Source organism: Chloroherpetonaceae bacterium, from assembly GCA_033763895.1.
Lineage (GTDB): Bacteria > Bacteroidota > Chlorobiia > Chlorobiales > Thermochlorobacteraceae > JANRJQ01.
In genome coordinates this window covers 928,452-949,862 of sequence record JANRJQ010000004.1, presented here as the reverse complement: position 1 = coordinate 949,862, position 21,411 = coordinate 928,452, and the positions used below count along the sequence as shown (strand labels likewise).

Below are 21,411 nucleotides of genomic sequence, written 5' to 3'. Positions count from 1 at the left end.
AGTTATCTCAAAAGTACAACCTTTTTAGAAATGAAAATCGGCGAAATCAAAGCAGCTCGCGACGCACTTCGCTCGCAAATGAAAGCCCAAAGAATGGCGCTTCAGGCGAAGCAGTATGACGCACTTTGCCAAGCATTGAGTTTACGCCTTTTGGAACTGCCCGAAGTTACCGCTGCTCGCTCAGTTCATTTGTTTCTTTCAATCAAAGAAAAGCGTGAACCCGATTTAACACCCCTCATAAACGCGCTCCATCAACGAGGCGCAGCCATTGCTGTGCCGCTTGTTCAAGGTCGCGAAATTCAAAGTGTTGCGCTCCTTCCTCAGTCGGAATTGCATCAAGCCGGGTTTCAAGTTCCTGTGCCAAAAGAGGTGATTGCGTTTGATGAAAAGCGTTTGGATGTTATCCTTGTTCCACTTCTTGCCTTCGATAAAAAGGGAAATCGGTTGGGTTATGGGAAGGGCTTTTACGATCGATTTTTAGAACGGCTACAAAGTGAAGGCGTTTCTGCCAAGGCACTTGGCGTAGCGTTTTCGTTTCAAGAAGTTCCGGCAATCCCACTCTTCGACGAACTCGAACACCGCGATTTTCCGCTTGAAATGGTCATTACCGAAAATGGCCGAGTTCGATGATATTCCTCTATTTGTCTGATATTCCTCTATTCGTCACTGCTTTCATCGAAAGAAACCCTTGCTGCAACTGTTGAAAAAGAAAGGCTGAAAATTTCTATTTTGAAAAAATCAACAAATGATCGGTATGAAAATCACAGTCCTTGGAGCCGGCAGTTGGGGAACAACCCTCGCCATTTTGCTTTCAGAAAATCAGCATGATGTGACGCTTTGGGCGCACCGGCCTGAGTTTGCAAAGCAACTGCAAGAAGAACGGGAAAACAAGCGGTATCTCAAGTGCATTGCATTTCCTGAGAATCTTCGAGTATTGGGCGATATTCTGGAAGCGGTAGTTCGTTCTGAGATTGTGGTCGTTGCCACGCCCTCACAAGCCGTCCGTGAAACACTCACACAGCTCAACGGGCTTGATCATGCTCAGCGTATTTTTGTGATTGTCTCAAAAGGGATTGAAGTTAAAACAGGGATGAGAATGTCGGAAGTGGTTCGCGATTCGCTTCCAAGCGTTCACTTGGAGCAGGTCGCGATTCTTTACGGCCCAAGCCACGCGGAGGAGCTTTCACGCAAACAACCGACGACAGTAGTCGTTGCTTCGCATGATTTGAAAACATCGCGCAAAATTCAAGAAGTCTTTACTGCACCGATGTTTCGAGTTTATGTGAATACAGATGTTGTTGGTGTTGAACTCGCCGGTTCAGTAAAAAATATAATGGCGATTGCCGCCGGAATTGCCGATGGCGTTGGGTTTGGCGATAATGCCAAAGCCGCGATTATCACGCGTGGGCTCGCGGAGATGTCGCGCCTTGGAGCGCAATATGGCGCCAATCCACTCACCTTTTCAGGCCTTGCCGGAATTGGAGATTTGGTCGTGACCTGTGCCTCTCGACATAGCCGAAATCGCTATGTGGGTGAGCAAATCGGCAAGGGCCGGAAACTTCAAGAAATTATCGATGAGATGGTCATGATTGCCGAAGGCGTTTCAACCACCAAAGCCGTGATGGATCTTGCTAAAAAAGCCGATGTCGAAATGCCCCTCACAGAAGCTGTTTATAAAATGCTCTATGAAGGGAAAGATGCGCGCACCGCGGTTTATGAACTCATGACCCGCGAGCCAAAGCATGAATTGATGTAACTTTGTCTTAAACTCGTTTCGTGAAGAAGAAATTATTGAAGCCTTATTAAAGCAATGGTATGAAAGCGATTTATATCAACCCTTTTACCGATTTCGGTTTCAAAAAAATTTTTGGTGAAGAAGCCAGCAAGCCCCTGCTTATGGATTTTCTCAATGCCTTGCTTGCGCCAAAGAAAAAAATTGTGGATCTCACTTTCAAAAATGCCGAGCAACTTGGCATCACCGATATTGAACGAAAAGCTGTTTATGATATCTATTGTGAAAATGAAGATGGCGAGAAATTCATCGTTGAGCTTCAAAAGGCAAAACAAAATTATTTCAAAGATCGAACCGTTTACTATTCCACTTTCCCGATTCGTGAACAAGCTGAAAAGGGCACTTGGAATTACAATCTCAAGGCCGTTTACTGCATCGGTATTTTAGATTTTACTTTTGATGACTACGAATCAGAAGCTGAGAAATCTCAAGTGCTTCATACCATTCTCCTGAAAAATCAGAATGGAAAAGTTTTCTATGATAAGCTCACCTTCATTTACCTTGAAATGCCAAACTTTAATAAAAATGAAGATGAATTAACTTCAAGGCTTGATCAGTGGCTATACTTCATAAAGCACTTAGAAGACTTCACCGAGATTCCTAAAATCTTTAAAGATTCCATTTTTCTTCAGGCTTTTGAAAAAGCGGAGATTGCTAAATTCAATTCACCCGAATTAGACCGCTACGAAAGCAGCCTCAAGCAATACCGCGATTTGAAAGGCGTGAATGATACTGCCTTTCATGAAGGAAAATTAGAGGGAAAATTGGAAGGGCTTCTTGAAACGGCACGCACAATGATAAAAGAAGGTGAATCCCTCGAAAGGGTTAAGAAATATACTGGTATTTCGATTGAAGATTAAAATAAATTAGCCAAAGAAATTCGAGAATAAATAGGAATTGTTACAAGGCCTGTTTCAATTTTTTTCTTAAAACTCTTCATAAAAGACTGTACCTTTATCCCATATCATTGGCTCTGTGGAAACAATCGTGAGCCACCGGCAGATTCAGTAACCAAATGTCGCCGCAATGTCAAACCTTACACCAAAGTTCGCTTCTTTTCAGGACGCCCTGAAAGCCTTCACCGAAAGTTCTCTTTTTGCAAATCCAACCGATAGGAAGCGTCTAGATGCAGAAAATCCCAAGTTCGAGACGGCCGAGCGAATTCCGATTCCACATCAATTCACCAAAGAGGACATCAAAGATTATAAGCATTTAGATTATGCTGCCGGTGCACCGCCATTTTTACGAGGGCCTTATGCTTCAATGTATGCCGCAAGGCCTTGGACCGTTCGCCAATATGCCGGGTTTTCAACCGCCGAAGAATCAAATGCATTTTATAAGCGCAATTTGGCGGCAGGGCAAAAAGGACTTTCCGTCGCCTTTGACCTTGCAACGCACCGAGGATATGATAGCGATCACCCTCGCGTTTCCGGCGATGTCGGTAAGGCTGGTGTCGCAATCGATACCCTCGAAGATATGATGCGGCTTTTCGAAGGTATTCCGCTTGGGGATATTTCCGTTTCGATGACGATGAACGGTGCCGTGATTCCAATAATGGCCTTTTACATTCTTGCTGCAGAGGCCCAAGGCGTTCCAAAGGAAAAACTCTCCGGCACCATACAGAACGATATTCTGAAGGAATTTATGGTGCGGAATACATTCATCTATCCACCCACACCTTCAATGCGCATCATTGGCGATATCTTTTCTTACACGGCCAAGAATATGCCAAAGTTCAATAGCATCAGCATCTCCGGCTCTCACATGCAAGAAGCCGGCGCTACCGCCGATATCGAACTCGCTTACACTTTAGCAGACGGGCTTGAATACATTCGCACCGGATTGAAAGCGGGTCTTTCGATTGATGACTTCGCACCGAGGCTCTCCTTCTTTTGGGGCATTGGAATGAATTTCTTTATGGAAGTTGCGAAACTTCGTGCTGCACGCGTGCTCTGGGCAGAAATCGTGAGCAACTTTCAACCGAAAAATCCAAAATCAATGGCGCTGCGTGCCCACTCGCAAACCTCCGGCTGGAGCCTTACCGCGCAGCAACCGTTCAATAATATTGTTCGAACCTGTATTGAAGCTTTAGCCGCAACTTGCGGCGGAACGCAGTCGCTTCATACCAATGCACTCGATGAAGCCATCGCTTTACCAACCGATTTTTCCGCTCGCATTGCCCGAAACACTCAACTTTATCTGCAAGAAGAAACTGACTTATGCCGCATTATCGATCCTTGGGGCGGCTCATACTATGTTGAATACCTTACCGGAGAACTGATCAAAAAAGCGAAGGCGCATCTCGAGGAAATTGAATCACTTGGGGGGATGACAAAAGCAATCGAGCAAGGATTACCTAAAGCAAGAATCGAAGAAGCGGCAACACGAAGGCAAGCGCGAATTGATACCGGAAAAGAAGTGATTGTGGGTATCAACCGATTTCGAACGGAGCATGAAGAACCGCTCGATACACTTGAAATCGATAACACCGCCGTTCGCGCCTCACAGATTGAACGCATCGAAAGAATTAAGCGTGAGCGAAATAACGCCGATGTGAGTGCTGCCCTTGAGTCACTTCGCGAAGCGGCGGCAACCGGAACCGGAAATCTCTTGGCGCTCGCCGTTGAAGCCGGACGAGCAAAAGCAACGCTTGGCGAAATTTCTTCAGCACTTGAAAAAGTTTTTGGTCGGTTTAAGCCTGAAATCAAAGCCATCAGTGGCGTATATGCAATGGAAACAGCACATGATAAATTGGTGGAAGAGGCGCGAAAGCTTTCAGATGAATTCGCGGCTCGTGAAGGCCGAAGGGCAAGAATCCTTGTTGCGAAAGTCGGGCAAGATGGGCACGACCGTGGGGCAAAAGTCATTTCTACAGCCTTTGCCGATTTAGGCTTCGATGTGGATATCGGTCCGCTTTTTCAAACGCCCGCCGAAGTCGCAAAACAAGCCGTAGAAAGCGATGTTCACATTCTTGGCGTTTCGAGCCTTGCCGCCGGTCATAAAACATTGGTGCCCGAAATTATCGGCGAATTAAAGAAATATGGACGCGAAGATATTTTAGTTGTTGCCGGAGGGGTCATTCCCGAAAAAGATTATGCATTTCTTGAGAAAGCCGGTGTGGTTGCGGTTTTCGGTCCCGGAACAGTAATCGCAGATGCAGCAAAAAGACTTCTAAACATTTTAATCAGTCTTCAAAAGCCAATTCAAACCGGTCGTCAATGACAATAATCGTTACAACAATAATTGTAGGTGTGCTGATTGCAGTTCTCTACAAAACCTTTCTTGCAAAGGAAGGCTTAGGCAGGAATCCTGAAACCGGTCAAGAATTTGAACGCGATCGATTGAGCCAACAAATTGAAGAGAATGCAGAAAGAAGCCGAAGAAATAATGGCGATGATTCCGGCGAAAGCTTCATGAACACGGTAATGATTGCCGATTCGTTAACCAATGACCCAAAAAGTGAAGATTCTCGTGATTCTGAAAGTGGAACAGATTCCGATAGTGATTCCGATTCAAGCACAGGGTCAGATTCAAGCGGCGACTCCGGCGGCGACGGTGGCGGTGGCGACGGCGGCGATTAATCACCGCGAACTGGTTGAAACCGCACACATAAGTGTTCGAAATCGAACACTTTTTTTTATTCAATCATAAAAATTCAAAATCACTCAAAAAATTAACCCACCTGAAATCCCTTATCCCACTTCACACAAGCGGAGTTAATAAAGAAAATCACAACTTTGGCATAAGGTTTGACTACTTGTATGTGAGGAATTCTTGGAATAAGAAGACATAAATGACCAAGAAAACCCCTCAATTGGAAATATTTCGAAAGAATCAAAAGCAATGGATAGACCAATACAACCGGAAGTATTACGACGAAACGCTCAAAATAAATGGCTGAAAATCGGCGGTGGTGTGGCTTTTGTCTTAATGATTTTCCTTGCAATTAGTTCGCTGCTTCAGCCAAAAATTGAACGGTCTTTGGTGCGAACGGCTTTGGTCGAAAAGGGTGATGTCGATGCCGGAATCGGCGCAACCGGTGTGGTTGTTCCGGAAGTAGAAGAAATCATCACAAGCCCAATGGATTCTCGTGTTCTGAAGGTTTTGCATCGTGCCGGAGATACACTCAAGAGCGGTGAACCTATTTTATTGCTTGATGCGGGGGAAGCCTTCTTAAAACTTTCACGCCTTTCCGATCAAGTAAGCCTCAAAAAAAATGCCCAAGAACAACTTCGGGCAACCCTTCAAGGGAGAATCAAGCGATTGGCCTCTGATATCAAAATCAAAGAATTGGAGGTGAAACAAAATCGTGTAAAGCTTGATCAAAATTCTCTGCTCTTTGAAAAGGGAATTGTTTCTAAAAACGACTTAGAGCAAGCCTCACTTGCTTTGGAACGCGCCCAAGCCGAGCTTGCTCAATTACAATTGGATCAAGAAAATGCCACACTTTCAACCCGTTTGCAATTGGAAGGCGTTGAACTTGAAATGAACATTCTTGACAAAGAAAAAAAACAAGCAACCGATGAATATGAGCGATCAATTCCAAAATCGCAACGTCCCGGCATTCTCACCTTTGCGCTTCAAACGGAAGGAGTCACGGTTCGCCGAGGAGAGACGGTCGCGCGGGTCGCAGATCTAAGTGCGTTTCGAATTGAAGCCAGTGTTTCAGATGTACATTCAAAAACAATTTATGTGGGCATGCCCGCTGAAATTCAACAAGGCACAGAAATCATTAAAGGCCACATTGGCTCCATTCAACCAACGGTTGAGAACGGTGTAGTCAAAATTTTTATCACACTTGATCAATCAAAGCAATCCAGCTTTCGCTCCAATCAACGCGTTGATGTGACACTGATTGCCGGAAAACGACTCGCAACCTTGCGTGTCAAAAAGGGTGCGATGATAACCGCCAATTCGAAGCCGGCAGTCTTTGTTGTGCGAGGGTCAAAAGCCATTCGAACGGAAATAGTACTCGGGATTTCAAATTCGGATTACATCGAAATATTAGGCGGCCTTCTTGAGGGCGATGAGATCATCCTCAGTGATATGAAGGAGTATGCCGGTGCAAAAGAAATTTCAATCAAATAAGCATCTACTTTTAAATCAACAAAAATACACACCGCTATGTTGAGACTAGAGAATGTCAATAAAATTTATCGTACCGATACGCTTGAAACCCTAGCACTTTCAAGTGCCAATTTATCGATTGAAGCCGGCGAATTCGTCTCAATTATGGGCCCCTCCGGCTCCGGAAAATCAACGTTGCTGAATATTATGGGGCTCTTAGACACACCCACAAATGGCGTAATCGTGTTAGATGAAAAACCCATCATTTCATATAGTGATAAAAATCTTGCAAAACTTCGTAATGAAAAAATTGGATTCATCTTTCAAACCTTTCACCTCATCACCGACCTTCGCGTGACCGATAATGTCGAACTGCCATTGCTTTATCGGAACCTTTCTACAGGCGAGCGACGCGCTTTGGCACTCGAAGCCCTAGAGCGTGTGGGTCTTTCCTCGCGAACAAAGCATTTCCCAAATCAACTCTCAGGTGGCCAGCAGCAGCGCGTGGCAATTGCACGTGCAATCGTTGGGAAGCCAAAACTCATACTAGCTGATGAACCCACCGGAAATCTTGATTCTCATATGGCTGGTGAAATCATGAATATTCTTAAAGAACTTAACCGTGAGGGTGCAACCATTGTAATGGTTACTCACGACGAGCGAATGGCCGAAGAAACCCATCGCATTATCCGAATATTTGATGGAAAATTAGTCGGAGATGCCGTCCACAATGAATTTGCAGGCAATAAAACCGCTTAAAGAATTAAGGAGAAAAAATGATTAAAAACTATATCACCATTGCGCTGAAGGTTCTCATGCGCCGCAAATTCTTTACCGCCGTGAGCCTTTTTGGAATCAGTTTTACACTCATGACGCTTGTTGTGGCAAGCTCATTCTTAGATTACAGCTTTTCTGCCAAAGCGCCGGAAGAAAAATTTGATCGTGTGCTTTGGGCGGAGCGATACAGGATGCGCAGCCCCGACAAAAATTCCAATTGGAGTAGCGATGGTACGGGCTACTATACCGTTAATCATTATCTGCGTAAGTCGGTTGAAAAACTTGGCGATATGGTAGAAAAGTATTCAGTATTTACAAATAGTGGCGGGGGCATCATTTATCTCGAAACCGAAAAAATCAGCTTCCGAAATCGCCGAACAGACGGTGCTTATTGGGAAATCATCGACTTCGAGTTTCTTGAAGGACGAGGACTTTCAGACGATGACGATAAAAACCGCAATAATGTATGTGTCATTAACGAAACACTTCGCAACCGTTTCTTTAAGGGTGAGAATGCCGTGGGAAAAACCGTCTTATATGACGGCTATAACTATAAAGTTGTGGGTGTTGTCAAAGATGTCCCTGAAACACGCAGTATTGCCTTTTCCGATATGTGGCTGCCGATAAGTTCGACGCTCAACCAAAACTACAACAAAATTCCAACAGCCAATGAAGATCTAATGGACGGCGGTTATCAAGCAATGTACTTGGTGAAAAGTAAAGCGTTTTTCGATGAAGTGAAAACCGCCTCGCAAGCTGCATTGAATGAAGTCATCTTTCCCGACCCCAAAGAGTACAGCTTTCTCGAAACTCGCCCACGAACGAAATTTGAGTCTGTCTCAGCCAATCTATTCTTCGATTGGGAGCAAATGCTATCCACAGAACAGTCTCATAAACTCATGCTGGGTATAATTCTAGCTTATCTTGTTTTTATGATTTTGCCGGCAGTTAATCTTATCAACCTCAATACCAGCCGAATGATGGAACGCGCTTCCGAAATTGGTGTAAGAAAAGCCTTTGGTGCAGCGAGCCCCACATTAGTTACTCAGTTTATTATTGAGAATGTTTGCCTTACGGTAATAGGAGGCGCTATAGGGTTAATCCTCTCTGTATTTGCTTTACGAATGATAAATGAAAGTGGAATATGGAAGTATGCAGATTTCGGATTGAACTGGAAAGTCTTTCTAATCGGCCTTTTTCTTTCGTTACTATTTGGTGTGATATCCGGAGCCTACCCGGCTTGGAAAATGTCGCGCCTGAATGTGGTTCAAGCTCTTAAAGGAATTCGAAGCTAAATGACATGAGAAACAAAAGGAGAATACAATGATTAAACATCTGATCAAGTTGGTATGGAATCGCAAGAGAGAAAATGTGCTGATGAGCATAGAACTCTTCTTTGCCTTTATGGTACTTGCAATGATTGCAACTCAAAGCTATAGTCTCTATGAACGCTGGAAGCAGCCGCTGGGATTTAGCTATGAAAATATTTGGCATCTCTCCATTAATACCAATTCAAATGAAAACCGATGGACCGAGGAGCGGATCAAGGGATATGAAAACCTCATTCGTGAATTGAAATCCATAGATGGCGTTGAAAGCGTTACGATGTCTTCAATGACGCCTTTTCATAACATGAATTGGAATAGTTCAGATAGCAGCGGAATCCTTGCCCAGCCGGTGATGGTGGAGCGAATGGGCGTTGATGATAACTATGCGGAAACAATGGGCATTCGGGTGATTGAAGGCCGTTGGTATGAAAAAGCGGACGATGCCTTAGACTATTACCCGGTTGTGGTCAATCAAGCTCTTGCCAAAGCCTTATATGGCGATGAATCCCCTATAGGTAAACAACTTCTCCCTCGATACGAAACACCTGAGATTCTTGCTCGCTGGCAAAAGCGATTCCCAAATCGGGTTCGTAAACAAAATCGAATTGTGGGCGTTGTCGATGCGTTTCGTAAACAAGGAGAATTTGATGAAACCAAATACTTTGCGTTTAGCCGAGTCAACACGAATGATACGCTCGCGTTCCCGCCTGAAAACTTTTTCATAAGGGTTCGTGCCGATAAAATGACCGGTGAATTCGAAGCCGCAATGGTAAAAAGACTTGAACCTCTTATACCGGGTTGGACCTATGCCACGGAAACTTTGAAAGCTCATCATGATCAACGCTTCAAAGAAACCATTTCCCCAATGATCACTTTCGCAATTGTAGGAGGATTTCTCATTCTTATGATCTCGCTCGGAATTGTTGGGGTGGTTTGGCAAAATGTCGCGCGAAGAACCCGAGAAATCGGTTTAAGACGGGCGGTAGGAAGTACTGCAAATCTTATCTACTCGCAGGTTCTGCTTGAATTGCTTGTGGTCGCTGTGTTTGCAATTGTAGTTGGAAGTTTTGTATTTCTTCAATTCCCGATTCTCGATGTCCCGTTTCTTGGTTTTATTGAAGGCTTAAGTTGGAGACATTATTTAGTTGGGTGTGGTGCATCCTGCGTAGTGCTACTTGCAATTGCATTTCTATGTGCTTTGTATCCCAGCCGTGTCGCAACAACGGTTGCCCCGACAGAAGCCTTGAGGTATGAATAATTAAATAAAATCCTTAATCGTACAGAAGGTCACCAAAATGGGAAATAAACTTGTTCCAAAAATTATTCTAGAAGGAACGCGCCTAACCTTCAAAACAGATATTGCCTTCAAGCTTAATGAACATCCTGAGGTCACGGGCAAGAGGAAATACCGCTATCACAATCCGGTTGTTTCCGGAGAGTGGTGCGGTTTCACCAATACGCCTTGGGGAAGAGGACTAATCAATTTTAATCCGGATGAAGAAGCAAAAGCAATTGCAACTTATAACACTTGGGTGACTCTCTTTGAGCAGCTTAGGTACTACTCGTGGATCGTTGATCGGTTTCATCTCTCTACCGCGATGTTTCAATTTCTTCAGCACCAGCGCGAACTCGATTTTCAATGGCTTGAAGAGCGGCTTTCACGACTGAATTTTAGACTCATCTTTTTAACACGCACTGCCGAGTCCTTCGAAGCTGCGCGCAAAGAGCGGTTGAAAGTTTCAGGTAACCCAAAACAATATGATGATCTCACACGCTTTGTTCGTGAGCAAGAAGTTCTGACCCAGCTCGTGAAAAACTCGAAACTGCAAAGCCTTACGGTTGATATCTCCGATAACAATCTTGAGCGCGCCGTTGAATCCATTGCAGCTTGGATGAAAGATACAGGTGGCCTTACCCTTGAAGATTTACCTGAAGATTTATTTATCGGCAACTCAAAATATTCTTGTTAGTCGCGAATCCCAATATTAACAAGCCTTTAGACCAACAGAAAAAAATTCTCTTTTAACACGAAGTTTACAATTCAATTGAATCCTAAAAATATTTCCCTTCGTAAAGTAGATGTGTGAAGTAAAAATCTGAAAAAAAAGTATTTCACATATCCGTTTCTCTCAGACTAAAAGTAAAATTTGAAAACATCATTAAGTAAAAGTAAGAACACTGAAAAAGTCATGCATTATAGTCTAACAAATTACTCAGTATTATCAGGATTACTAAGTTTGAGTCAACTCCGAAGCATGTTGTCCCATTTTGCTTTGCTGCTTTTACTGCTTTCTTCACGTGGGATGGCGCAAAGGCGTGCCATCGATCATATTGGCAATTCGAATAAGTCATTCTATGAAAGCTTTCTCGATTTAAGCTTTGGTAATAATGGTGTTGGGTATCATCAGTTTGGAAACAACGATCGTTTTTATGCGGTGGCAGTTCAAGCAGATGGAAAAATCGTTGCCGTTGGTGAAACCATCACAGGATCATTCTCTTCTAACCTCATTGTTGGTAGATTTCTTTCAAACGGAGAGTTTGACAATAGCTTTGGAACAGGTGGAAAAGTCTTTTTCAACTTCGGTGAGCAAGACATTGCTCGTGATATACTCATAGATATTGACGGTAAAATACTGATTGCCGGAAAGATGAACGATAAATTCGGGGTGCTTCGTCTTAAACCCGATGGCACTTTAGATTCCTCATTTGGGAGCAATGGTGCCGTAATTCTTAATCAATCTGACCTGACGCATGAAGCACGCAGTATGGCCATTCAACCCGATGGTAAAATTGTAGTCGCTGGAGGTACACCAACTTTTCTCAACGAAATCTTTTGTGTCGTTCGCCTTACTTCAAAGGGTGATTTAGATGAAACATTTAGTAGCGATGGCAGAGCCGTCTATGGCTTCGGAGGATTCGATGATGTGGCGCGCAAAGTATTGGTGCATCAGGTTGAAGGGCAATTAAAAATTACTGTCATAGGATCGAGTACCATTAATGGCAATGCCGATTATGCTGTCGTGCGATTTAAGGAAGATGGAACGCTCGATGAATCGTTAGCGGGAACAGGCGCTTTGCGATTCCCCTTCGAAAACGGAAACGAATTTGGGCGAAGTGCCGTCATTTTAGAAAATGGCGACCTGATCATTGTCGGTGATGTGCTCTCAACCACTGCCTCTCGTATCGGAATGATGAGGCTTAAACCAAATGGCGAACTCAATGAAAACTTTGGAAACTCGGGTAGAAAATTTTTGGAGAACAACACAAACTGGTCAAATTTTTATCCGCAGAAATTAAGACGAAACGGAAATAAGCTAATGATTGGGGGACATGTAAGTGGCTCATTCGGGCTTGATTGGTTTCTCTATCAAATTAACGAAGATGGAAATCTCGATGAATCCTTCGGCAATTCGGGTGTCATCACTACAAATTTTGGTGCGAGCGAATATGCGAATGATTTTCTTGTTCAGACCGATAAAAAAATCATCCAAGTAGGCCATAACAGCACGCGGACAATGATTGCAAGGTATAGCGTTTCACCACTTAGAACACCAAGCAATGAGAATGAAATCAATGGATTTGAACTGGTTCAAAATTATCCGAACCCGTTCAACCCAAGCACAACGATTTCATATCGGCTTTCCAAGGCAGCGCCTGTAAGCTTGAAAGTCTTTGATGCCTTGGGTCGTGAAGTCGCGACACTGACAAATGGCTTCAAACAGGCGGGGACTCATCAGGTTCAATTTGATGCTTCAAAACGAGGATTATCAAGTGGCGCATATTTCTACAGGTTGCAAGTAGAAAACAGAACTTTGAGCAAAAAAATGGTTCTCACAAAATGAATTTTTTTTTCTGTACATCATCAAACACTGATAACTTAATTTGAAAGGACAACATCGTATGAAAAGACAACTCATCTTTAGCCTACTCTTAGGCGCAGCAATGTTTGCAACCGAAGCCACAGCAAACGAAAAAAACTCCCTCAAAAGTGGAGTGATTAATTCAGAACACGCTCGAGAAGGGGAATCAACCTTAGCGAAGAATCTTCGGGCAAAAATGAGTTTCCCGGAAGTCGCTCGCAGGCTCGGGCTACAAGGAAGCGTTCTGGCAGAACTTAAAATAAACGCCGATGGGGAAATCAACGAAGTCGTTATCCTTGAACCTTCGCAATATGCTGTCTTCAATGAGAGTGTTCGAAATGAACTGACCGGTGCAAACGTGGCATCATTCTTCAGCGATGATGACATGCCAAAAAGCGTAAAAATTAAATTTACTTACACCAAAAAATCTGTTCGTATCGAAAGCCGCGGTGAAGAAATATCGGCTGAATAATTTATGACGCATCATTTCGTTGGTTGTAAAAACCCGTTTGCTCAGTAGGGCGAACGGGTTTTTTTGTTTTTATTGAGTGTGATAAATATGAAAAAAGCAACGACCATTCTTATTGCTGACGACGACACATCCGTTGTCGCTTCACTCTCTCTGCTCCTAAAACAAAGCGGTTACCAAGCCTTTTCCTCGGCAAACCCAAAAGAAACACTTGAAGTGCTTCAAAAAGAAAAAATTCAAGTGGTAATTCAAGACATGAACTTCACCCGTCGAACCGACGGTGAAGAGGGGCTTATTCTTCTTCGAGAGATTAAAAAAAAATATCCTGAGCTTCCGGTAATCTTAATGACAGCGTGGGGATCGATCGCCTTAGCAGTAAAAGGAATGCAATGGGGTGCAGCTGATTTTATTACAAAACCGTGGACAAACGAAGAAGTGCTGCATCGCATTGAAACCCAAGTAGGTTTAAAAGAGGTGGATTTTGAAAAAAAGGGTGAGTCGAATTTAAGTCGAGAGTCGCTTGATCATCAGTTTGATTTCAGTATGATCATCGGCGAAAGCCCCAAAATCTGCTCTGCGCTTGAAATTATTGGTCGTGTTGCAAAAACAGATGCCCCCGTTCTCCTTTTGGGCGAAAGCGGCACCGGAAAAGAACTCTTTGCAGAAGCCTTGCATAAAAACTCAAATCGCCATAAAGGTCCATTTGTCAAAGTCAATGTGGGCAGTATTCCTAACGCACTGTTCGAATCTGAACTCTTTGGGCATGTAAAAGGCGCATTTACCGATGCCAAGCAAGATCGCAAGGGGCGATTCGAAATGGCTTCGGGCGGCACCATTCTTCTAGATGAAATAGGGGATCTCGATTATGCTTCACAAGTCAAACTCCTTCGCGTCATTCAAGAACGAACCTTTGAACCTTTGGGCTCCAGCAAAACCCAAAGTGTGAATGTGCGTATCGTAGCCGCCACCCATCGAAACCTTCAATCGCTCATTGCCGAGGGAAAATTTCGAGAAGATTTATTCTACCGCCTTAATCTCATCACAGTGATGATTCCGCCGCTGAGGGAAAGAGTTGCAGATATTTCGGCGATAGCGGAATACTATCTCCGTCATGCCTCGCACCTCTATCACACCTCTTTCGATAGCAAGGAAAAGAAAAATTTATCCTTTACCGCAGGCGCAATTCGCTTCTTGAAAGAGCAGCCGTGGAAAGGCAATGTGCGCGAATTAAGGCATGCCATTGAACGCGTGGCACTTCTTGCCACATCACCCGAAATTTCAGAGCAAGATTTTATTCGAGTGCAGTCGCTTCTTACCGACTCAATACCCTCCGGTTCAGGATTTCCAACACTTGGAACAATGACACTTGACGAAATGGAACGCACAATGATAGAAAGGGCAATCGAAGAGCATAATGGGAATATTTCAAGAATTGCGGAATCGTTAGGTATCTCGCGCGCAGCCCTTTACAGAAGGCTCGAGAAATTCAGAATCACAATTCCATAAAGCGATTAGCTAAAATTGAATAAAAACTCTCTAAATTCCGTATGAAATTTAATCTTTTAGAAATTCTACTCGCAAATGACTTAAAACTGTTAATGTATGGATTGGAATACAATTGATAACTATTGGTTTATTGCAGCCGTCATACTTCTAATTATTGAAATTGTAACTCCCGGCTTTGTATTGGCCAGTTTCAGTATTGCAGCTTTTGCGGCCGGTTTTTGCCAAATGATCGGACTTGGAATTGGTTTTCAGTTATTTGTTTTCGCGGCAGTCTCCTTGGTCACTTTTGCTACGCTGCGCCCAATCGCAAAAAAATATTTCTATCATTCAAAACCGACCATTCAGACTGGTGTCAATGCAATAATCGGGAAAGATGCCAAAGTGATTGAATCCATTCAAAACGAATCCGGTGTTGGAAGGGTAAAAATTTTGGGCGGAGAAGATTGGAAAGCCTCATCTTTAACCGGTAATCCTATTCATGAGGGATCCATTGTTGAAATTAAACGCGTCGAGGGTGTCACTTTGATTGTTGAAGAAAAGAACACCCTTTAAGAGAGTTTCTTCACACGATTCTGTTGGCAATCTTTTACAATAACTAAAAAACACAACCGATATGGGATTTCTTATTTTCTTAGGGCTTGTTGCCCTTTTTGTGATTATTCTGATTTCGAAAGGTGTGCGAATTATTCAGCAAGCCGAGGTAACCATTGTCGAGCGTTTAGGTCGTTACCACAAAACACTTGAAAGTGGTATCAATATCATTGTTCCAATTATTGATAAACCCCGCGAAATAGAATGGCGATATACCCGAACCGACCCCGCCGGTCGCACAGTTTATATCTCAAGTCGAACGAGTAAAATCGATATGCGAGAAACGCTTTACGATTTCCCGAAGCAAAATGTCATTACCAAAGACAATGTGACAATGGAAATCAACGCTCTCGTGTATTTTCAAATTATTGACCCCGTTAAGGCTACATACGAAATCGGCAACCTTCCCGATGCCATTCAGAAAATCACGCAAACCACGCTGCGCAATGTCATCGGTGAATTAGACCTTGACGAAACCCTCACTTCACGCGATACCATCAACGGAAAACTCAGAATTATTCTCGATGATGCCACCAATAAATGGGGTGTAAAAATTAACCGCGTTGAACTTCAAGACATTGTTCCGCCGCGTGATATTCAAGACGCAATGGAAAAACAAATGCGCGCCGAGCGTGAACGCCGTGCCGCAATCTTAAACGCCGAAGCACAAAAGAAATCAAGCATATTAGAAGCCGAGGGCGAACGCGAATCTCAAATCAATAAAGCGGAAGGGGATAAACGCTCCAATATTCTCCGTGCAGAAGGTGAAGCCGAAGCCCGCATTAAAAAAGCCGAGGGGGACGCCACCGCGCGAATCCGAACCGCCCAAGCCGAAGCTGAAGCGATTCGTTTGGTGACCGAGGCCATCTCTAAATCCAGTAACCCGGGTAATTATCTCATTGCCGTCCGTTACATCGAAGCAATGAAAGAAATGGTGAGCGGAAAAGACAACAAGGTGATTTACTTGCCTTATGAAGCAACTGGAATTTTAGGCTCTCTTTCAGGGATAAAAGAGCTCTTTGGAAACGAACCGAAAAAACCTTAATCACTAGGTTCACAGAATTTTTTTGTAAGTGAAGAAGCGCCAAAGAGCGCTTCTTCACTGTTTATAGATCTTTTGAAAAAAAATTAATTCGACTAAAACGACCAAGCCGCTTTTGGGGTTCTCTTAATGTGTAGTCATAAGAAGTGATGAAATGAATAATTGTAATTGCGATTTTGCCCTTCATGAACAAAGCAAATCAAAACGACCAAGCTGGAGAAACATTTAATCAAAACCCAACCGCGTCGCCCAAACCGATCAGACGAAAATTTTCGGGTTTCCGCCTAAACAACAATGATATATCAGCCAGCATTATTTTAGGGACTGAGCGAACCCCACAAGCAATGTGGTATCAAGCTCGTCCGGCTGTATTTTATGCCCTAACCTTTGCCATCATTTGCTCCGTTGCTGCATTTGCACTAAGCGGTAAAGCCATATCAATTCAATTCGGGTCAGTTTTCGGAATCATTTTTGGCTCCCTTTACTTTTCTATCCAAAGGGTGTTAATTCGAAACTACGGAGAATCAATTTTTAGCTTGCTGATTCACGGGTTTTCGGGAGGAGTTTCAGGGGTTATTGCCTCTGTATTCACAAAGTTAATTCATCCCTACGGCATCTATAAAGATGTTATCGATGCTATCTATGGTACCGGTGTGGGAGTAAATTCCGAACCTGAAAGAGCGTTTTTTATTATTATGGGTGGCGCATTTTTTGGCGGGTTCTTGGGAGTTACGCAATCACTTTTGGCTGTTGCAAGGCTCTCTGCGATGCAAACAGAAGAAGAAAGTAACGATGGAAACAAAGCCGCGTCTAATGAAGAAAGCGAAGCGGAAAAATTGGAGGAGAGAATAAATCATTCAAGAGATCAACATCCAAAAAGACAGTCGCCTCCCAATCGTGTGTATGCGCCGAGAGGGATTGGCCGAAATGGGATGTTCGGCGGTTTTAGTCACAATTGATATTCAAAAAGTACACTTAAAGCACCTTGAATCAGCAACGCACTTTAGGCGAACTTTATTCAAAACATAATCGGCACCTTAGAATTTAACCCTTGCCATCCTGCAAGGGTTTTTTTGTTTCCGTTCAAGCAGTCACAATTAAAAAGAAAAGGAAATGAGCACCCCTAAGTCATGAATCGGCGAGGGCGTGAAAACCAAGCGCGTGCGAAGTGCGTCTTCAAGCGGAGCATGACGAGAAGTCGAAAGCAAAAATTGCCACAAGTCGAACCCCAAAAGAAAAGCACCTTGAATCAAAACGCCAATTCCACTGCCAAATAGCGCGTCTTCATTTTTCCGATTTCGCGATAGTGCCATTAAGGTAATGCCTACACCCATATACCCAACATCAAGCCCAAGATTCACTAAAAGAACTTTTGAAAAGGAATGCTCCTCGTTCAACTCACTTAGCAAAGCCGATGAAGAATTTGAAATCGAATCAAGCCCCGCGAAATCTTGCCCAATCCCATATAGCGCGAATCCCGCAATCGCGGCATTCACTGCGCCCCACCCAACAGCTTGATAACCTGCATATTTTGCCTTTGAGGAAGAATTCAGTGATAAGGCCACCCCGCTTGCAATTGAGACCGCCGCCCAACCCGCCAAAACTTTCATTCCGGATGATTGACTCTCAAGACGTCGCGTTGTAAAATGCGTCACTTCAGGAACATTTTCCGGTATAGAATTCGACACTTGTCCAAAAAGAAAATTCTGACCAGCAAAAAGCAAGATGATTATGAGGAACAACAGACGTTTTGCTAAATCTGAAGGAAAAGGAATGCGAAGTAATGGCATAAATTTTTTTTGAAAATAAAATTTGATTAAAAAAGCGAAAGTGCAACTCTGATAGTAAAATCAATGACCTACAGGCGATTTAAAAAAATTAAGGAAATGAGTATGGATGCGATTAATCGTTTGCTTTTGGTAAAATCTTTTCTAACTTGCTTTCACATTGCTGATAACTTTAGTCACATTAAACGAACTTTATTCCGTTATAAAAAACGGATTTTTTCCAATTAACTCACATTGACCATTATGACCAATTTTGCCGTTGCTCCTGAAGAAGTTGTCTCCCTTTCGCTCTTTGAAGAACTTCAAAAATTTGAACACGAACAGCTTGTCTTTTGCTCCGACCCTAAAGTTGGATTAAAAGCCATTATTGCTATCCACAATACCACGCTTGGCCCAGCTTTAGGTGGGACAAGAATGTGGACTTATGCAACCGATAACGAAGCAATTATCGATGCCCTACGCCTTTCTCGCGGAATGACTTACAAAGCCGCTGTTGCGCGCCTTAATTTGGGCGGCGGAAAAGCCGTGATTATCGGTGATTCCAAAAAGCACAAATCAGAAGCCCTTTTCCGAACCTACGGCCGCTTTGTCGAAGGGCTTGCCGGCCGCTATATCACAGCCGAGGATGTCGGCACCGATGTGCGCGATATGGAAATGGTGCGGATGGAAACCAAGTATGTCACGGGGATTTCTCGCGCGCTGGGCGGTAGCGGCGACCCTTCTCCCGTCACCGCACTCGGCGTTTATATGGGCATGAAAGCTGCTTGCGCCGAGCGATATGGCAACGATAGCTTGAGCCGCAAAGTGGTAATTGTTCAAGGCGCCGGGCAAGTGGCGTATCACCTTTGCGGATATCTTCGCAGCGAAGGCGCAATCGTGAAAATCACCGATATTTTCGAAGAAAAGGCTCGCAGAATAGTGACAGAATACGGCGCTGAGTATGTCAAGCCCGATGAAATATTTAATCTTGAAGGTGCCATCTTTTGTCCGGCAGCGCTTGGTGGCGTGCTTAATAGCGACACCATTCCAAAACTGAAAGTAGATATTGTGGCAGGCTGCGCTAATAATCAATTGAAGGACGAAGGGTTTCACGAGCAAATGCTCATCGATAAAGGCATTTTGTATGTGCCCGATTTTGTGATTAACTCCGGTGGGCTGATTAATGTGGCCAATGAACTTGAAGGCTACAACCGCGAACGCGCGCTCTCGCAAGTGAAGGAAATCTATGATGTCATTCGCGATATTTTAAGAGTAGCCAAACGCGATAACATCCTCCCGAATTCCGCGGCAATTGCCCTTGCGGAAGACCGCTTACAGAAAATCGGGATGATTAATAATATTTACGCCGGCGTCAGTCGCTACAACGGCCGCTTGGGTGAAATGAACAATCATCGAACAAAATAGATCTGAAACTCAAATCATTTCAAAAGGGTTACTCGAAAGGGTAACCCTTTTTAATTTCAAAAACTGAAAGAATGAAACTCAAGTCCATTTTCATAAAATTTGGGGGAGCTCTTTGTTTATTTTTTCTCTGTTTTAGCTGTTCCAATCAGAATAGTGAAATAAAAAATTCATTGATTAGCAAGTATCCCGTGATAACCCAAGCCTTCACCGATACCCTTTCCACTTATCTTCAAGAGTACCCCGAAGGGGCGGAACTCGCCATTGCGGTGGTGAAAGATAGCCTCGTTGAGTTTTACGGAGTGCGAGTTTCAGCCAATGAACTGCTGACAATCGAGAACGCCGAGAATATTTATGAAATTGGCTCCATTACCAAACTCTTTACCTCAATTTTATTTCTTTCGTCTGTTTCGCGCGGAGAAGTGGGGCTGAATGATTCATTGCAACAGTTTTTCCCTTTCCCCTTAAAAGCGGGTGAGCGAGCCGGCACGCCGGTAACACTGACCCATCTCTCCAATCACACATCCGGCTTGCCGCGCGTGGCGGGTTCATCTATAAAACCAATGATTGAATTTATCACGAGTTTTAAGTACAACCCTTATCGTTCGTTTACACAAGAGGCGCTTGAAAACTATTTGAAAAATGAAATGGAATTGGATACCATACCGGGCACCACAGAAAGTTACTCCAATTTGGGTGCATCGCTTTTGGGAGAAGCGTTGGTGAGGCGAACCGGTAAAAGTTATGAGGTGTTGCTGCAAGAACGAATTTTTCAACCGCTTGGCATGACGCAAAGCACCACTAAACGAGATGCAATTGAAGGTAAGCTTGTGAAGGGGATTAACTTATTTGGCGGCGAGGCAACCAATTGGGATTTTGCTGTCTCTGCCCCCGCGGGAGCGATTCTATCTTCTGTAAAGGATTTGTCGCGTTTAGTGCAAGCGGCTTTAGGGCTCACGCCTACAGCGTTAATTGAGATATTAGATCAATCGCGTAGAGAAACCTTCCGCGTGAATGAAAGCAGCGGGGTCGGCTATGGCTGGCAAATTGCTTATCGCAAAAGCGGCGAACCGATTTATTGGCACAATGGTGCAACCGGCGGATATACTTCTGCGCTTGCCATCAACCCCGGCAGAAATTCCGGTGTGGTGGTTCTATCGAATGTAAACCCGTTTACTGCTGAAAATCTCACGACGCTATGCTTCAAGCTTTTGAGGGTTATTGAATCCCGAAGTGAAAGCGAAAGCAATCTGTTATAATGAAGAAAAGCAGCGAGAAAAGTTCGAAATGCGAAGCTCGAAAAATGAAAGTAAATCTCTAAAAGAGGTGTAACTTCTTAGAACAAAAAAAATCATTATGTCAATTCGAACAGAGCGAGTGGCCGAGCTGCTTCAACGCGAACTGGGCACTATTTTTGAGCGCGAACTTCCACGCAACGGCGGGTTAACGACTATTGTCAATGTGAAGGTCACGCCCGACCTTGGAATTGCAAGGTTTTATTTATCCGTCTTAGGTAGTAAAGACCTATCGCAATCCATTTTGGAGCATTTACGCAAGGAGAATAAGCATTACCGCAAAGAGCTCGCGTTCAAGATTCGAAATCAATTTCGCCGAATCCCTGAACTTGAATTTTACCTTGATGATTTTACGGAACAAGCCTCTCGCATCGATGCGTTGCTGAAAGAAGCACGTAAAAACGAAACTCGAAATTCAAACCATACAGGCGAAAGCGAAACCACTAAGAATGAATAGAATCATTAGGTCACATAAAAAATAATCGTGCGATTCCTC

The 21,411-nt window shown here is 43.7% G+C and carries 20 protein-coding genes; 19 read left to right on the top strand and 1 reads right to left on the bottom strand.

Annotated features, from left to right (window positions below; translation table 11 throughout):
- Positions 1-30: 30 nt before the first annotated feature.
- The 16 genes from SFU91_04850 (at position 31) to SFU91_04775 (ending at position 17,391) form a co-directional block, all read left to right on the top strand.
- Positions 31-630 carry a 5-formyltetrahydrofolate cyclo-ligase gene (locus tag SFU91_04850; GenBank protein ID MDX2128346.1) on the top strand — a complete coding sequence of 200 codons (600 nt, stop codon included), beginning with the start codon at positions 31-33 and terminating at the stop codon, positions 628-630.
- Between the two features lie 124 nt (positions 631-754).
- Positions 755-1,756 (top strand): NAD(P)H-dependent glycerol-3-phosphate dehydrogenase, encoded by a 1,002-nt coding sequence (locus tag SFU91_04845; protein MDX2128345.1) that lies wholly within the window; start codon positions 755-757, stop codon positions 1,754-1,756.
- Positions 1,757-1,815: 59 nt separating this feature from the next.
- Entirely contained in the window at positions 1,816-2,652 is an 837-nt protein-coding gene (locus tag SFU91_04840) for an Rpn family recombination-promoting nuclease/putative transposase (protein MDX2128344.1), read from the top strand.
- A gap of 166 nt (positions 2,653-2,818) precedes the next feature.
- Positions 2,819-5,014, top strand: a complete 2,196-nt coding sequence (gene scpA / locus SFU91_04835; GenBank protein MDX2128343.1) for a methylmalonyl-CoA mutase — start codon at positions 2,819-2,821, stop codon at positions 5,012-5,014.
- Entirely contained in the window at positions 5,011-5,373 is a 363-nt protein-coding gene (locus SFU91_04830; GenBank protein ID MDX2128342.1) for a hypothetical protein, read from the top strand. Before scpA ends, SFU91_04830 begins: the two co-directional genes overlap by 4 nt.
- A 262-nt stretch (positions 5,374-5,635) precedes the next feature.
- Complete coding sequence (locus tag SFU91_04825) at positions 5,636-6,880, top strand: HlyD family efflux transporter periplasmic adaptor subunit (protein ID MDX2128341.1); 1,245 nt, start codon at positions 5,636-5,638, stop codon at positions 6,878-6,880.
- 36 nt (positions 6,881-6,916) lie between these two features.
- On the top strand, positions 6,917-7,618 hold the full coding sequence (locus SFU91_04820) for an ABC transporter ATP-binding protein (GenBank protein MDX2128340.1): 702 nt from the start codon (positions 6,917-6,919) through the stop codon (positions 7,616-7,618).
- A gap of 17 nt (positions 7,619-7,635) precedes the next feature.
- Entirely contained in the window at positions 7,636-8,931 is a 1,296-nt protein-coding gene (locus tag SFU91_04815) for an FtsX-like permease family protein (GenBank protein ID MDX2128339.1), read from the top strand.
- Between the two features lie 28 nt (positions 8,932-8,959).
- On the top strand, positions 8,960-10,222 hold the full coding sequence (locus SFU91_04810) for an FtsX-like permease family protein (protein ID MDX2128338.1): 1,263 nt from the start codon (positions 8,960-8,962) through the stop codon (positions 10,220-10,222).
- 37 nt (positions 10,223-10,259) lie between these two features.
- The gene (locus SFU91_04805; GenBank protein ID MDX2128337.1) at positions 10,260-10,934 is read left to right on the top strand and encodes a hypothetical protein; all 675 of its coding nucleotides are present in this window, start codon (positions 10,260-10,262) and stop codon (positions 10,932-10,934) included.
- Positions 10,935-11,219: 285 nt separating this feature from the next.
- Entirely contained in the window at positions 11,220-12,806 is a 1,587-nt protein-coding gene (locus tag SFU91_04800) for a T9SS type A sorting domain-containing protein (protein MDX2128336.1), read from the top strand.
- Between the two features lie 58 nt (positions 12,807-12,864).
- Positions 12,865-13,296 (top strand): TonB family protein, encoded by a 432-nt coding sequence (locus tag SFU91_04795; GenBank protein ID MDX2128335.1) that lies wholly within the window; start codon positions 12,865-12,867, stop codon positions 13,294-13,296.
- Between the two features lie 87 nt (positions 13,297-13,383).
- Positions 13,384-14,799, top strand: coding sequence for a sigma-54 dependent transcriptional regulator (locus SFU91_04790; GenBank protein ID MDX2128334.1), 1,416 nt, complete (start codon positions 13,384-13,386; stop codon positions 14,797-14,799).
- Between the two features lie 96 nt (positions 14,800-14,895).
- Positions 14,896-15,351 (top strand): NfeD family protein, encoded by a 456-nt coding sequence (locus SFU91_04785; protein ID MDX2128333.1) that lies wholly within the window; start codon positions 14,896-14,898, stop codon positions 15,349-15,351.
- Between the two features lie 61 nt (positions 15,352-15,412).
- Positions 15,413-16,435, top strand: a complete 1,023-nt coding sequence (locus tag SFU91_04780) for an SPFH domain-containing protein (protein ID MDX2128332.1) — start codon at positions 15,413-15,415, stop codon at positions 16,433-16,435.
- Between the two features lie 182 nt (positions 16,436-16,617).
- Positions 16,618-17,391, top strand: a complete 774-nt coding sequence (locus SFU91_04775; GenBank protein ID MDX2128331.1) for a hypothetical protein — start codon at positions 16,618-16,620, stop codon at positions 17,389-17,391.
- Between the two features lie 138 nt (positions 17,392-17,529).
- Here the strand turns inward: SFU91_04775 and SFU91_04770 are convergent, their stop codons facing one another.
- The gene (locus tag SFU91_04770) at positions 17,530-18,222 is read right to left on the bottom strand and encodes a hypothetical protein (GenBank protein MDX2128330.1); all 693 of its coding nucleotides are present in this window, start codon (positions 18,220-18,222) and stop codon (positions 17,530-17,532) included.
- A 240-nt stretch (positions 18,223-18,462) separates the two neighbouring features.
- Here SFU91_04770 and SFU91_04765 point away from each other — a divergent pair, with 240 nt between their 5' ends.
- The 3 genes from SFU91_04765 (at position 18,463) to rbfA (ending at position 21,372) form a co-directional block, all read left to right on the top strand.
- Complete coding sequence (locus tag SFU91_04765) at positions 18,463-19,623, top strand: Glu/Leu/Phe/Val dehydrogenase (protein MDX2128329.1); 1,161 nt, start codon at positions 18,463-18,465, stop codon at positions 19,621-19,623.
- 170 nt (positions 19,624-19,793) lie between these two features.
- Positions 19,794-20,879 carry a serine hydrolase domain-containing protein gene (locus tag SFU91_04760; protein ID MDX2128328.1) on the top strand — a complete coding sequence of 362 codons (1,086 nt, stop codon included), beginning with the start codon at positions 19,794-19,796 and terminating at the stop codon, positions 20,877-20,879.
- Positions 20,880-20,976: 97 nt separating this feature from the next.
- Entirely contained in the window at positions 20,977-21,372 is a 396-nt protein-coding gene (rbfA, locus tag SFU91_04755; GenBank protein ID MDX2128327.1) for a 30S ribosome-binding factor RbfA, read from the top strand.
- Positions 21,373-21,411 lie beyond the last annotated feature (39 nt).

Bases quoted from the DNA above. Each gene is read 5' to 3' on its own strand.
- SFU91_04850 (MDX2128346.1), top strand. From the start codon at position 31: ATGAAAATCGGCGAAATCAAAGCAGCTCGCGACGCACTTCGCTCGCAA.
- SFU91_04845 (MDX2128345.1), top strand. From the start codon at position 755: ATGAAAATCACAGTCCTTGGAGCCGGCAGTTGGGGAACAACCCTCGCC.
- SFU91_04840 (MDX2128344.1), top strand. From the start codon at position 1,816: ATGAAAGCGATTTATATCAACCCTTTTACCGATTTCGGTTTCAAAAAA.
- scpA (MDX2128343.1), top strand. From the start codon at position 2,819: ATGTCAAACCTTACACCAAAGTTCGCTTCTTTTCAGGACGCCCTGAAA.
- SFU91_04830 (MDX2128342.1), top strand. From the start codon at position 5,011: ATGACAATAATCGTTACAACAATAATTGTAGGTGTGCTGATTGCAGTT.
- SFU91_04825 (MDX2128341.1), top strand. From the start codon at position 5,636: ATGGATAGACCAATACAACCGGAAGTATTACGACGAAACGCTCAAAAT.
- SFU91_04820 (MDX2128340.1), top strand. From the start codon at position 6,917: ATGTTGAGACTAGAGAATGTCAATAAAATTTATCGTACCGATACGCTT.
- SFU91_04815 (MDX2128339.1), top strand. From the start codon at position 7,636: ATGATTAAAAACTATATCACCATTGCGCTGAAGGTTCTCATGCGCCGC.
- SFU91_04810 (MDX2128338.1), top strand. From the start codon at position 8,960: ATGATTAAACATCTGATCAAGTTGGTATGGAATCGCAAGAGAGAAAAT.
- SFU91_04805 (MDX2128337.1), top strand. From the start codon at position 10,260: ATGGGAAATAAACTTGTTCCAAAAATTATTCTAGAAGGAACGCGCCTA.
- SFU91_04800 (MDX2128336.1), top strand. From the start codon at position 11,220: ATGTTGTCCCATTTTGCTTTGCTGCTTTTACTGCTTTCTTCACGTGGG.
- SFU91_04795 (MDX2128335.1), top strand. From the start codon at position 12,865: ATGAAAAGACAACTCATCTTTAGCCTACTCTTAGGCGCAGCAATGTTT.
- SFU91_04790 (MDX2128334.1), top strand. From the start codon at position 13,384: ATGAAAAAAGCAACGACCATTCTTATTGCTGACGACGACACATCCGTT.
- SFU91_04785 (MDX2128333.1), top strand. From the start codon at position 14,896: ATGGATTGGAATACAATTGATAACTATTGGTTTATTGCAGCCGTCATA.
- SFU91_04780 (MDX2128332.1), top strand. From the start codon at position 15,413: ATGGGATTTCTTATTTTCTTAGGGCTTGTTGCCCTTTTTGTGATTATT.
- SFU91_04775 (MDX2128331.1), top strand. From the start codon at position 16,618: ATGAACAAAGCAAATCAAAACGACCAAGCTGGAGAAACATTTAATCAA.
- SFU91_04770 (MDX2128330.1), bottom strand. From the start codon at position 18,222: ATGCCATTACTTCGCATTCCTTTTCCTTCAGATTTAGCAAAACGTCTG.
- SFU91_04765 (MDX2128329.1), top strand. From the start codon at position 18,463: ATGACCAATTTTGCCGTTGCTCCTGAAGAAGTTGTCTCCCTTTCGCTC.
- rbfA (MDX2128327.1), top strand. From the start codon at position 20,977: ATGTCAATTCGAACAGAGCGAGTGGCCGAGCTGCTTCAACGCGAACTG.